The 13,082-nt window shown below is 39.3% G+C and carries 13 protein-coding genes; 6 read left to right on the forward strand and 7 right to left on the reverse strand.

Translation table 11 applies throughout. The annotated features are described in order from the left end of the window. The first annotated feature begins 160 nt into the window (after positions 1–160). From MKY93_RS04055 to MKY93_RS04065, 3 genes are all read left to right on the forward strand, one after another. Positions 161–658: a TRAP transporter small permease gene (locus MKY93_RS04055; RefSeq protein WP_009765942.1), complete on the forward strand. Its 498-nt coding sequence runs from the start codon at positions 161–163 to the stop codon at positions 656–658. Then, entirely contained in the window at positions 639–1,910 is a 1,272-nt protein-coding gene (locus MKY93_RS04060; RefSeq protein WP_078817198.1) for a TRAP transporter large permease, read from the forward strand. Before MKY93_RS04055 ends, MKY93_RS04060 begins: the two co-directional genes overlap by 20 nt. 101 nt (positions 1,911–2,011) lie before the next feature. Then, entirely contained in the window at positions 2,012–2,578 is a 567-nt protein-coding gene (locus MKY93_RS04065; protein ID WP_340758343.1) for a DUF488 domain-containing protein, read from the forward strand. 32 nt (positions 2,579–2,610) lie between these two features. Here MKY93_RS04065 and MKY93_RS04070 read toward each other — a convergent pair whose 3' ends face one another. Both MKY93_RS04070 and MKY93_RS04075 read right to left on the reverse strand, forming a co-directional pair. Further along, complete coding sequence (locus MKY93_RS04070) at positions 2,611–2,976, reverse strand: hypothetical protein (protein WP_340758344.1); 366 nt, start codon at positions 2,974–2,976, stop codon at positions 2,611–2,613. Positions 2,977–3,270: 294 nt separating this feature from the next. Further along, complete coding sequence (locus MKY93_RS04075) at positions 3,271–4,959, reverse strand: M14 family metallopeptidase (RefSeq protein ID WP_340758345.1); 1,689 nt, start codon at positions 4,957–4,959, stop codon at positions 3,271–3,273. A 447-nt stretch (positions 4,960–5,406) separates the two neighbouring features. Here MKY93_RS04075 and MKY93_RS04080 point away from each other — a divergent pair, with 447 nt between their 5' ends. Beyond that, a complete protein-coding gene (locus MKY93_RS04080; protein WP_009765937.1) occupies positions 5,407–5,598 on the forward strand; it encodes a hypothetical protein in 192 nt (63 codons plus the stop codon). After that, on the forward strand, positions 5,591–7,009 hold the full coding sequence (locus MKY93_RS04085; protein WP_340758346.1) for an amidase: 1,419 nt from the start codon (positions 5,591–5,593) through the stop codon (positions 7,007–7,009). Before MKY93_RS04080 ends, MKY93_RS04085 begins: the two co-directional genes overlap by 8 nt. Before the next feature lie 342 nt (positions 7,010–7,351). Here the strand turns inward: MKY93_RS04085 and mgtE are convergent, their stop codons facing one another. Together mgtE and MKY93_RS04095 are read right to left on the reverse strand one after the other, a co-directional pair. After that, on the reverse strand, positions 7,352–8,710 hold the full coding sequence (gene mgtE, locus MKY93_RS04090) for a magnesium transporter (RefSeq protein ID WP_009765935.1): 1,359 nt from the start codon (positions 8,708–8,710) through the stop codon (positions 7,352–7,354). Between the two features lie 149 nt (positions 8,711–8,859). Beyond that, entirely contained in the window at positions 8,860–9,345 is a 486-nt protein-coding gene (locus tag MKY93_RS04095) for a general stress protein (protein ID WP_340758348.1), read from the reverse strand. A gap of 274 nt (positions 9,346–9,619) precedes the next feature. On the opposite strand from MKY93_RS04095, the gene MKY93_RS04100 reads away from it, so the two are divergent. Next, the gene (locus MKY93_RS04100; RefSeq protein ID WP_009765933.1) at positions 9,620–10,204 is read left to right on the forward strand and encodes a 3D domain-containing protein; all 585 of its coding nucleotides are present in this window, start codon (positions 9,620–9,622) and stop codon (positions 10,202–10,204) included. A 128-nt stretch (positions 10,205–10,332) separates the two neighbouring features. On the opposite strand, the gene MKY93_RS04105 is transcribed toward MKY93_RS04100, so the two are convergent. From MKY93_RS04105 to MKY93_RS04115, 3 genes are all read right to left on the reverse strand, one after another. Continuing rightward, positions 10,333–11,745, reverse strand: coding sequence for a GGDEF domain-containing protein (locus tag MKY93_RS04105; protein WP_340758349.1), 1,413 nt, complete (start codon positions 11,743–11,745; stop codon positions 10,333–10,335). Between the two features lie 240 nt (positions 11,746–11,985). Next, positions 11,986–12,285 (reverse strand): hypothetical protein, encoded by a 300-nt coding sequence (locus tag MKY93_RS04110; protein ID WP_040758379.1) that lies wholly within the window; start codon positions 12,283–12,285, stop codon positions 11,986–11,988. Between the two features lie 74 nt (positions 12,286–12,359). Then, complete coding sequence (locus tag MKY93_RS04115) at positions 12,360–12,836, reverse strand: VanZ family protein (protein ID WP_009765930.1); 477 nt, start codon at positions 12,834–12,836, stop codon at positions 12,360–12,362. Positions 12,837–13,082: the final 246 nt, after the last annotated feature.

Here is a 13,082-nt window from a genome sequence, read left to right on the forward strand (position 1 = left end):
GGGATATGGATGCCGATCTGATTACCGGATCGGCATTTCTTTGTTTATAGGTTGGCATAGGGCATGACTTGTCGTCTTTCGAATGATTAGCAGTAGGTTGGAAAGACGACAAGTCACGCACTTGCAATGTATCTGAATTCAGCAGAAGGGGTGCGAACTATTGAAAACATTACAAAAGATTTGGAGAGCAGTTGAGGAAATCTCAGCAGGAGTATTTTTCTTTGGTGGAATTACACTCATATTCTATGGCGTCGTCATGCGCTATGGCTTCAACTCTCCTAAAGCATGGGTTGAGGAAGTAGTGAGATATGTTATTATTTGGGGCGTTTTCTTAGGTTTCTCTATTGCATTACGACATAATCAGCACATCCAAGTAGATCTCCTCTATGATAAAATGCCAGGTAAAATGAAAAAGTTTGTTGATTTATTTGCTACGCTTGTCAGCATCTTTTTCTGCCTGGCCTATACGTATTACGGTTATGTACTCGTAGAAGCACGTTATCATTCTGGCATGGTATCACTGGATGTCGGCATTCCAATGTGGATTGTCTACTTAATCTTGCCTATTTCCGGTGTATTATTTACATTGCGTTTTATTGAAAGACTGGTTCAATTGGTACGCGGAAAGGATGTAAAATATGACAATCCTCTTACTTAGTATTTTCTTTATTTTACTTCTGTTGCGAGTTCCGATTGCCATCAGTCTTGCTTTATCGACTATGGTTGTGTTGTGGCAGATCGACTTTAATATGACGATGGTACCGCAACGGATATTTACGGCTCTTGATTCCTTTCCGATGATGGCGATTCCAGGATTCGTCCTAGCGGGCGTTCTGTTGGCCCGTGGCGGAATTTCGAAGTATCTAATCGAGGCTTTGAAATCATGGGTTGGCCATTTACCGGGTGGTCTTTCGGTTGTTACGATTTTAGCTTGTATGATTTTCGCGGCAATCTCGGGTTCTAGTCCGGCTACAGCAGCGGCAATCGGTTCGATCATGATTCCTGCAATGGTGAATGCAGGGTATGATAAGAAGTATTCTATGGGTCTGGTAGCAGCTGGTGGTACGTTGGGGATTTTGATTCCTCCAAGTATTCCATTGATTATTTATGGTATTACAGCAGAAGTCTCGATAGGAAAGTTATTTATGGCCGGTGTCATTCCGGGAGTCCTATTAGGAGGAGTCCTTATTGCTTCAGCTATTTTTTATGCAAAGAAAAATGGCTATAAAAGTGAGCGGAAAGCTACTTGGGATGAGAGAAGAAAGAGTTCATTAAAAGCAATTTGGGGAGCATTTCTCCCATTCTTGATTTTGGGTAGTATTTACAGCGGAGTAGTTACACCGACAGAATCTGCTGTTATTGCGGTGTTTTATGGAATCATTGTATCAGCGTTTATTTATCGCGAACTTCATTTTCGGGATATTCGTCCGATCATTATTGAGTCCATCAACATTACTGCGATGATCTTCTTGATTATCGGAGCTGCAAGTTTGTTCGGATTGTATTTAACCAATGCACAAATTCCTCATGAAATCGGGGCGTGGATTTCGGAAAGTAATGTGAATAAGTGGGTATTTATCCTGCTTGTGAATTTATTGCTGTTTGTGTTGGGAATGTTCTTAGAAGCAGTTTCCATCATTCTGATTACACTACCAATTCTATTGCCTATGCTCGTTCATTTTGATATTAATTTATTACACTTCGCGATCATTATGACAATCAACATGGAGTTGGGTATGATTACACCGCCAGTTGGTTTGAACTTATTCGTAGTGAGCGGAATATCGAAAGAAAAACTTGGAGATGTTGTAAGAGGAGTTATACCTTTTATCTTCTTGATGATTCTAGTGTTGGCGATCGTAGTTTTCTTCCCTCAATTGTCATTATGGTTAACAGAAAAGATGGATTAACAGAAGGTCTTCCAGTATTTTTGCTGGAAGGCTTTTTATTTATCTAAAAGTTTATTCATACAGGCAAGTAGGGAAGAGTGATGGTAAGAGGAGGGGAGAAGGTGGAGATTTATACAATTGGTCATTCTACGCATACAAAAGAAGAATTCTTAAAATTGCTTGATGATGCGAAGATCGAAAGGTTGATTGATATAAGGGCATTTCCAGGCAGTCGAAAGTTTCCTCATTTTCATGAGAATCTAATGAAAGAATGGCTCCCTGCAAACGACATTGCATATGAACACTGTGGAAAACTTGGTGGGCGACGGAGGAAATCGAAGACGATTGATCCAGAAATAAATGATGCGTGGGACAATCAGTCCTTTCATAATTATGCGGATTACACATTAACTGCAGATTTTAAAGAAGGCGTTGATCGATTGATGGAAAAGGCTTTAAAGCAGAGGATTGCGATATGTTGCTCTGAACGCCATCCCGCACGATGCCATCGTCTGTTAATCAGTAATTGGCTGGCGCTGCACGGATGGGAAGTGAAACATATTATAGACGGTCCAAAAGAGAAAACGCTTATTGAAGATCATGTTATCGGAAAATGGGGACCACATCATATAGTGCTAGAAAGTAATGGCACGGTTATTTATCCTCCAGAGCCAAAAGAAAAAAACTAGCTTGCCCTTACAATGTTGAAAGGGCGAGCTAGTTACTCGTAGAGGGTCTTTTCATGTGATCCATCAGCAAGGAAAATGGATAAAACTCCATCATGTTCATTCACATATTTCTTGGCTTTCTCTAGTAGATATGTTTTCGTAGAATCTTTAAGGATGACATGGTCGCTGTCGGTCTTTTTTAGAATCCATTCGTCTTGCCTAGGTTTCACTTCGTAGTGTGGACGTCCTTCACTTTTTCCTTCTACATATTCATGAGCTTGGGCGGTAGCTATTGAGATGGCGCGACCTTCTTCGTAGTTCTCTCTTAATAAGGCGTTGGCAATTTCAATCGCTTTTTCTCGGACATCTGGATCTAAGTTCTTCATTGAAGCAGGATAATCATTTTTACTCCATGGCATGAACCGTCACCTCCTGCTTCATAAATTCCCGTTCGGTAATGAAAATAAACGTAATAAGTCATGAAGTTTTGGACGGCTCTAGTGTTTACTGAAAATCTTTTGTTTGTCATTTATCGGCTGCTCTATCAGGGGGAATGTGCTGTCGGGAATGAGAATGGTTCGGTAAGATGGTGTAATGGTTCATCCCGACGAAGCATTGAAGTGATCCTTTACCGTCCGAAGTTTGATACAGAAATAAAAGCCTGTCCTGAAAGAAATTACTGACTTTCAAGACAGGCTTTTTGGCATTTATTTTTATTCCAGGACTAAATCCAACTCCAACTCTTTCATATATCGGTAAACAGGTACTTCATCTTTTACATTTACAGGGATAAAGTTGAATGTTACATAGCTATCGACAGATTCGGGTTCTAGCGAAAGAGCGACTAGATTGGCGGTAGGTTGTGCCATACTGATGACGTAGCTGCCAGCAGGGAAGAATACTCTTTTCTTGGAGAGTTGGGCTTCGATATTTGCTCGCATATGTCCTTCGTAATAGCTTGTGTCTACCTTTTTATCTGTGACTATATAACTCTCCACTTCTAACTCTTGAGCATTCTTTGTTTTCTTAACAGTAGCTCCTTGAATTTTCAGCTTGTCCGCAATATGGTGATATGCTGGCGGTAAAATATAAGCGGTAGGGCGAACGCGTTCTAATGTAGCGATACCATTCGTTGCGCTGTTATAGCCAACCGGTATTTCTTTTACCGTTCCTGTTGCAACATCAACGACTTCGAGAGTTTGGTTTTTCACTTCTGTACGATCACTTCTCAAAATAAGTGTGTCTTTTTCCGACACTGTTTTTCCTTTTTCAACTATTTCATCGCGAGCATCTTGCACCATTTTCTTAACAGACTCTGCATTTTCTGCAGTTGTTCTCAAAATACTTGAGTGTGTTTCGACTTGTGATGCGACTCGGCGGACAAAGTTCTCTTTACCAATCCCGATCCCGCGGCTTTCTACTAAGAAGGAGAAGCTTGGCTGCAATCCATTTGCGTTTCTACCGATTCTTGCTTCTGCGCCGCCTTCATCCAATGTCACATGACCATCTTTGGAGCTGTTAGTAAAATATTCTCTACTCGAATAGCCAGTACGCTCGAGTGCCTGAAAAACATTTTTTCCGAATAAATCATCTGATTGCTTTCGGATTTGCTCTGGAATATTTAAGTTCTTTCCGGATAGCAATAAGATATCATGATACTTGATGGAGCCTTGCTCGCCAAATTGCTTGAAGGTTGAATCGCTCAATCCGTATTCATGTGCATCGACTACTACTTCAGGTTGGAATTGATTCATGCCTTTATGGACAGCTTGGGTTTCAGGAAGCTCTAATTTTACGTGATCTCGGTTCGCATCTAAAGGAAGTGCTGTTTGACGCTGGAAGTATTGTGCGCCATCTGGATTGATACGTGGATAAATGACGACGTTGATCTTATCCAATACTTCTTTTCCTAGGTTTCCATTTGCCAACTCATTAGCCATGACCAGCATGGATTCTCCGCCGGCAGGCTCGTTACCATGGACATGTCCTTGTAGCCAAACTGTGGGCTTCGAATTAAATTCTGCTGAATCTTTTCCGCTGGTTGTAGTGAAAATGAGCATAGGCAGTACAACGCCTTCAAGAGAGTGCCCGGCAATCTCCATACTGACTGTAGGGTTATTATCCACGATATCTTGCAGGTAACGCATCATGTCGGGATTCGTAGTCATCCATTTATCCTTTTTCAAGCCTGGCGTTACAAGCTCCATTTCTGGTTCTTTGTATAACTCTAATACTTTGAGAGATTGTTCATAATGAGTGCCGGGAGAATAAGACATATGTGAAGAGTTTGTTTGGCCGGCAGCTGGAGGTAAGGAGTGTTCTGCAGTTGCAGCTGAAGAATAAGTGGGCGCAGCGACAATTGTTGCTAAAATAGCAGGTATAACTAGTTTTCTTTTTAACATAGAATTCCCCCTAGAATAATGTTTTTATATAAATAATAGTAGTAAGCGCTTACAAGTCGAAGTTATAATAGATTGCTAAATAACTCAAGCAACTAAGTTTACACCAACTAAAATTGATTCGTTTTATCTAAAATATTAATATGTTCCGGTACTGTTGGTACAATTAATATAAATAATCATGCTTTTAGGTTAATTGCATGTATCTTTTGTAGTATTTGGTAGAATATTTTATTTTAAGTTAAATTTCATAAAAGCCATTGTAAAAGATATAGGGCAGTAAAATAAGAAAAATATAATTAAACGAAAAGACCCAGTAGAGGATTGTTATATTTGAATTATTTTGAATAATTTATAACTTGATGATAGTGTTAAAGAGAGAGCTTAGTATTGGTTCACAATAAGATCTCACTTTGCACTAAACAATGTAGAAAAAACAAATTAAAAGGAGTGAACACATTGTCTCTATCCGTTAAGCAACTATTGGAGAACAAAGGGATTCAGGCTAAGCCGGAACATTTGGAGATCTTGGAAAGTCGCTGGAAGGGTATGCAAGAGTTAAGAGGGACATTAAAGGGTGTTAAAATCGAAGACGCCGATATCGGGCTTCGCAATATTCCCGGAGGTGATCATATTGGCTAAAGAATTGATTCAGAAATCTGTTGAAGAATTGGCTCCGCTTATACAAAATGGCTCCTTATCTCCTGTTGATTTAACGAAGGCGGTTTTAGACCATGCTGAGGACACTCAGGAATCCATTAATGCGTATATGACCATCTATCGCGATGAAGCAGAGCAGTCAGCCCGTGAGGCAGAAAAAGAAATTAAAGAAGGAAAGTATCGGGGAATGTATCACGGTATCCCGATGGCCTTAAAAGATAATTTATATTTCAAAAATAAAGTGACTACAATGTCATCTAAAATCCATAAAGATTTTGTTCCGGACGATGATGCAACTGTTGTTAGCAAGTTGCGGGACGCAGGTGTAATTTTTACCGGCAAACTGAGTATGCACGAATACGCATGGGGGATCACTAATAATAATCCTCATTACGGAGCGGTCAGAAACCCATGGGATACCGATAAAATACCAGGCGGTTCGAGTGGCGGTTCCGGAGCAGCTGTGGCGGTAGGTTCGAGTGTTGCTTCACTTGGAACAGACACGGCAGGCTCCATTCGGATTCCGTCATCCATTTGCGGAATTGTCGGATTAAAACCGACGCATGGACGAGTTAGCAAATATGGCTGTTATCCATTAGCTTGGACACTGGACCATATTGGACCTATGACGAAAACAATCAAGGATGCGGCGGGAATGATGAATATCATTTCAGGATACGACCAGAAAGATCCCACTTCTGTGAATAAACCGGTCGATCAGTATTTGCAAAAGATCCAAGGCAATGTGAAAGACTTGGTAATCGGAGTGAATGAAGAGTACTTCTTTAAACAAGTCGATAATGAAGTAGATCAAATCGTACGGAAAAACATACAAGCTCTTGTAGATCAAGGAGCTAAAGTAGAAATCGTTAATATTCCTTCACTTCAATATGCGGAGTGGGCAGAGCTGGTTACTTCACTTTCTGAAGCATCTGCAATTCACCATGAAGATATGTTGAAGAGACCACAAGATTTTGGCGATGATATCCGCATGTTGTTTGAACTGGGTGAACTACCGTCGGCTGTAGATTATTTACAAGCACAGCAAGTCAGACGACAGTTGAAACAGGAATTCCAACAAGCGTTCCAGAAAGTGGATGTAATGATCGCACCAACGTTGCCTGTAGTCGCCAGTACAATTGGGGATGATACCGTTGATCTGAATGGTCAGCAAGTCGATTTGATTGATAATATTATCCGTTTCACAGGACCAAGTAACTTAACAGGCTTACCGGCATTATCGGTACCTGGAGGGCTGAAAGGGAATCTGCCGGTTGGCGTCCAGATTATCGGGCCTGCATTTGCTGAAGCTCGTATACTTGATGTAGGATATGCAATTGAACAGACAAACCCAATGAAAGACAGAAAGCCTGAGTTGTTAACCCGAGCGTAAAATCAATTAAAAACTCCGCGATCAACCCATGATCGCGGAGTTTTGGTTAGGTACCCGCTCTTCGACTAAGCGGTACTTAACTATTCGACGTATAGTTTCTTCCCTATCACAAACCCAGCTGCACCAAACTTCAACCCAAATCCGTTTGTGCAATTGGTATTACTATAAGTATAGCCTGTGAAGAACAGAATAAACGCAAATCATCGAACTGTGAGAAATGTCATGCCCCTGTAGTGTTTGGCATCATAATGACATAAATTACACCAACCTTACAACTGTCTTTCATTAAGATAACATATGAAAAACCTTCCGACTTTATGCATGAAAAGTCGGAAGGTTTTGTTACATTAATTTAGAAATAAACATTGTCGCAATACCAAAATAGATCAGCAAGGAAAGAATATCATTGATCGTTGTGATCAGAGGACCGGATGCTACAGCAGGGTCGACTTTGAACTTATTGAGGATCAAGGGAATAACAGTACCGGCAATTGTCCCGATGATCAATGTCGCAATGAGTGAGGAACCTACTACCAATCCAAGAGTAAAGCTTCCTTGCCAAATATATGCAATGACAGAAATAACTGCCCCGCACACGACACCCAATATAACGCCAACAATTAATTCGCGAAATACTAAATGCAGAGATTTTTTCATGGTCATGTCTTCAGACACTAAACCGCGCACGACGACAGCGAGTGACTGTGTACCAGTATTACCTGTCATTCCTGCAATCATTGGCATAAAAAAGGCAAGTGCAACGACAGCTTCGAGGGTCTCTTCGAAACGAGAAATGATACTGCCTGAAACGAGCCCGATAAAAAGTAATAATATAAGCCAAGGAAGTCTACGATAGGCAGCAACTAGGGGTTTTGTATGGAAGTCAATCGATTTACCGGAAGCAAAAAGCATTTCGATGTCTTTATCTGCCTCTCTGACGACAATGTCGAGGACTTCGTCAGCCCTGATGATCCCAATCAATATATTATTTTCATTGACTACAGGAAGGGACACAAAATCAAAACGCCCAATCATTTTGGCAACTTCACCTTGCTTGGTCGTATCAAACACTTTGGCGATCGAAGTTTGCATAATATCTTTTACGCATTCATCAGCTTCAGCAAGCAACAAGTCCTTATAGGATAATACGCCAACTAATTGTTTATCATCGTTAATGATATATACATAATTTAGATAATGGGCGAAAGCTTCATAATGCTTTAATTTTTCCACAGCTTTTGTGACGCTATAAGATTGATGAACCCATACATAACGAGTCCTCATAATTCGACCTGCAGAATCTTTTGGATACTTTCTCTGTTGGCGAATATACTTTTTTTCTTCCTGTCGCATTTCAGCAATTAATTTTTCAACTTGTTTATCGGGAAGATCTGAAAGCAGATAGGATAAGTCTTCACTTTTCATTTGATCAAGTAATTCTGTTGAACGAATCGGGCCTACTAATTCAAGCACCCGCAGTTGTTCATTTCTAGTTAGGGACCCGAGCATTTTGATCAATTTATCAGTGTCCAATACTTCCAAAAAGATTGGATGTCGCTTTCTTGGCAGCCGTCGGTATTGTGCAGCAACTTCAGAAGGCTCTAATTCATCAATCGCCTTTTTCAAGGACTCTAAATTACCGTCCTTCGTCAGTTTTATAATAGCTCTTGAAATATCATCTCTATTGTTTGTCAATGGCAAGGTCAGCACCCCAATCGTTTAAAGATAATTGTTGTCTCTCTTGCTATCCCCCAAATGAAGAAAAAACAAACAATAGTAAACCTGGCTAAGTGCATAAGTTTTTCCAATCAAAAAAGAGCCTCCTTTGTGGAGACTCTTGTATCTTTAAATCAAATAAGTGGACCTCTGCCATGAGGTGCCGGGTCATTTAATGAGTCATAAAGATCGGAATCGACTAATACCAATATTTTCCCATGTTCGAACTGTTCATTATATTGATGTGCTTCTTCATCTGGAATCCCCATGCCGATTAAAGCACCCGCCAGACCGCCTACACCGGCACCTGCAGCCGCGCCCGTGATGCCCGCTACAATTGGTCCTGCTGCAATAATCGGACCGACGCCAGGTATAGCTAAGGCCCCAAGGCCCGTTAAAATGCCGCCTAATCCTCCAATTAATCCTCCAGTTGCTGCTCCTGTAGCTGCGCCTTCACCTGCATGCGTATCCGTTTCTTCCACTACATGTTCTACTTGATCGGAACTTCGACTGATTACTGAAATTTGATCCGCAGTAAAACCTTGGCGTTTAAGATTTTCAATCGCCGCAATTGCTTCTGTATCCGTGTCATATGTTCCTACCACTTGTCTTCTAACCATAAAAAATTCCCTCCTTGAACTAAAAGCTCTTATTTTCTCACTACAGAGAATTTACCCTTTTTTTAATAGATAAAACGTAAGAAGAAATAAGAGTTATTTCGACAGTAGTTGATAGATTTATTGGACAAAATACCTGTTTCTTAAGCAATTTTCTATTAAGGAGCCATACTTGTAACAATAGACTTATCTTTGTAATGGATTCGACTGATAGTTGTAATGTAACTGTAACAGTAGCTTGGTAAGCTGAGTCTATTAAAAAGTTAGGGGTGGCATATTGAAGAAGTTTTTATTTTCATTAACAGTAGCCATGTTGATTACTATTTTCACAAGCGGAATGAATGAAACATCTGCAGCTACATCTGTTCATACAGTGAAAAAAGGCGATAGCTTATATAAAATCTCACAGATACATAAAGTTTCCGTAGCAGATTTGAAAAAATGGAATAACTTAAAGTCATCGGTTATTCATCCAAACCAAAAACTGCGCTTAGTTAAGCCGTCAAAAGTTGCTTCCAGTACATCTTCAAACAAGAGCAAAACACCATCACGCTCTGATGGACCACAAGTCGTTAAAGAGTTCATGGTGAGTGCAACAGCATATACGGCACATTGTAATGGGTGTACGGGCTTGACGAAAACAGGTTTAAACTTACGTAAAAACCCAGATTTGAAAGTGATTGCAGTCGATCCAAGTGTCATTAAATTAGGCACGAAAGTCCATGTCGAAGGGTATGGATATGCGGTTGCTGGAGATATTGGCAGCGCAATTAAAGGAAATAAGATTGATGTATTCATTCCAAATAAGACACGCGCGTACCAATGGGGCCGCAAGAATGTGAAAATCAAGATTCTTGATTGAGAATAAACCTAGTTCGGCTTTATGCCGGATTAGGTTTATTTTATTTCTCTGTTCTTATTTCAGAATTGGAGAAGGTGAATACCATATAAAAAAACATGAATCCTTTTCAAAAGGAATTCATGTTTCTATTATACAAATGAAACGATTTGATTTTTCCCATTTTGCTTTGCTCTATAGAGCGCTAAATCAGCTAGGTGAAATAAATCTTTAAAGCTTACAACATCGCGCATCAGATTATCACCAATACCAATACTAATTGTAATCTTTTCAGGGACAGTTTGTAGATCCAGTGGTATAGTTTCAATTTTCTTTGAGATGAGTAAAGCTTTCTTCTTCGCTTGCTCTCGCGATATTCCATGCATGACCAACACAAATTCATCACCACCGAAACGTCCTAAGATGTCGTCTCTCCGAATTAGAGAAGAACAAACCTTTGCTACCATTTTAATTGCCTCATCACCTGCTAAATGACCGTACGTATCATTGATAGATTTTAAATTATCAATATCAAAGGCGATACAAACAATAGATTCTTTCGTATGTGAAGCAGCGGCCAATAAACGATCCGTCGTTTCCTCTAAATACCTTCGGTTATACAAACCAGTTAGATAGTCAAGATGCTCATTTGTTTTCTTAGAAGAGGCTTGCAATCGGAGTTTTAATTCTAAAGCAGCTTTCCCCCAATTGTAGCTTTCGAGTTCATGTAATAAATCAATATATTCCTTTTGTATGATCGCCAATTCATCATAACTAAAAAGATGTTCTGCTAATTCAATTCGTTTCTGTTGAATTTCTTTCAATAAAAAATTATCGTGAAGCAATAGGTCACTTTCTTTGACCGTTGTATAAAATTGAAACGCTTTCTTTTGGTCACCAAGGAGTTCGTAAAGCCGGCCTTTTAAGATTGTTAAAAAGGCCTTCTCCTGTGGATACTTTTGTAACTCTGGGAGCTGATCTAAACATTTTATACTTGTCATCGCAATGTCAGAACGCTTCATATTGAGGGCAGATTCAACTAAATATAGATGCCCGCGAATCGAAAGGATAAAGCGATCTGCCACGTATAAGTTTGCATATTTAACTGCAGATTGGGCAGCTTTCAGAGCTTCAGAAAATTGATTAGTTTTATTGAGCGTATGGCTTAAGTTACTATAGGCCATGCTCACATACACGAAATTCTCTGTTTCTAGAGCTATCGAGAGTACGTCTTCCAGCAGCTTTTGCCCATGTTCAAAGTCGTTTGATATAAAACTGACGAAATATTGTAAATAATACGAGCGCATCCAGTCCTGCTTGGCACCGAATGATAGACAATTTTCATGGTGAGCTTCAATATGGAAAAGAACTTTTTTGAGATCACCAACATAATAATTGGAGAGCGCACTGAAGTAATGAGCATATAAAATGGCTTTCGGATCTGCATACTGAGTGCCTTTCTTCAATAATTCCTCTGCAGTCTTTATGACTAGTTCGTATTTACCTTCACTTCGTAAATGGCTAATAGAGTTTTGTAATGTAGCTAACTCCTTTTCGTGAAGCATATTAGCCCCTCCCATAAACTTTGAATTTTACTAGCTATCATGAGTAAAGACCTATGTTTGTGAAAAATATATGCCTCAATTATAACATGATTTTCCAATAAAAATGACAGTTAAATGAAAAAGAACGTAAATAAATAAAGTTTTAGAACATTATTCTAGTTTTTTATACCTTTTGATATATTTACTAAACATACTACTTTAGGTTTATTTAAAGGTTGGATAAGTGATTTGAAAATCAAATCAGTTAGATTGTATTTCTTTAAACAATTTAATGAAACGATCGGGGTTATCCACTACTTCAAATGTAAATACGCCTTCGTGGGTATGAAGATAAAAAAGACCTGTTTGACCAGAGAAAGGACGATATGATAGATCAAACACATGCTCAAGTGGAAATGTGCGTTGGGAGGTAGTGATACGATCCTGGAACAAATGAATAGAGTGAAAAGATTTAAGGTATGTTTGTTCCAGGCGGTCAACGACCCGTTGGATAGATACATAAGAAATTGAATGGATTAGTTGATCAGCTGAGTTGCTCATAATAAAACCTCCTGTATCGCGTATCATATCATATGCGAACAACTTCACAAAAAGTTGCACTTACTATTTGGGCTCTAAATTTTCCTGATAGCTCGAATAAACTGAACAACTGCAACAATAAACAAAAAGGTAATTGCACCTGCCATGTCCAAATAGACATCTTGAAGGGTAGCGGTTCGTCCTCCTGTAAAAGATTGATGTAACTCATCAGCGCAAGCTAATATTAATGTAAGAAGGGCAGCCCCTAATAAGCGCCCTTTTCGTTTTGGCAGTACCCAATAGATTACTAAAGAAAGAAATCCGAACGTTAAAAAGTGTGCAGCTTTGCGAATTAAAAATTCTACAAAGTAATAGTAACCGCGTTCGTCAACTGAAATTATGCGGTCCCAATAGGAAAACTCCAATTCGGACAGGACAGCTTTGCCAGGTTCATCAGGCAGCAGCTGTTCAAGCGTAGAAACAAGTGATTGCTGTTCGTATGTTTGACTCGATGAAATTGCCAAGCCTACTAAAAGGGCTATAAGTATAAGAATCACAATAAATTTTTTCATAGTTGGATTGTATCACAGAACCCCCTTTCCTTGTCGTATAATAAAATTGTAAACTCCTATATAAAAATATAAACATCTTCTATATATATACCGTACACTTTGTAGAATACTAGATACCATTATACATTAAATATATCCTCAAATTTCCACTTACTATTGTAAAAAGATATGCTAATATTTAACTCGAGTGGTTGAAATAAGCCCTAACCCCCAATCATACATACAAGATATTCTAGCTATATCGAA

It is taken from the genome of Sporosarcina sp. FSL W7-1283 (genome assembly GCF_038003105.1).
In the GTDB taxonomy this organism is placed as follows: Bacteria; Bacillota; Bacilli; order Bacillales_A; family Planococcaceae; genus Sporosarcina; species Sporosarcina newyorkensis.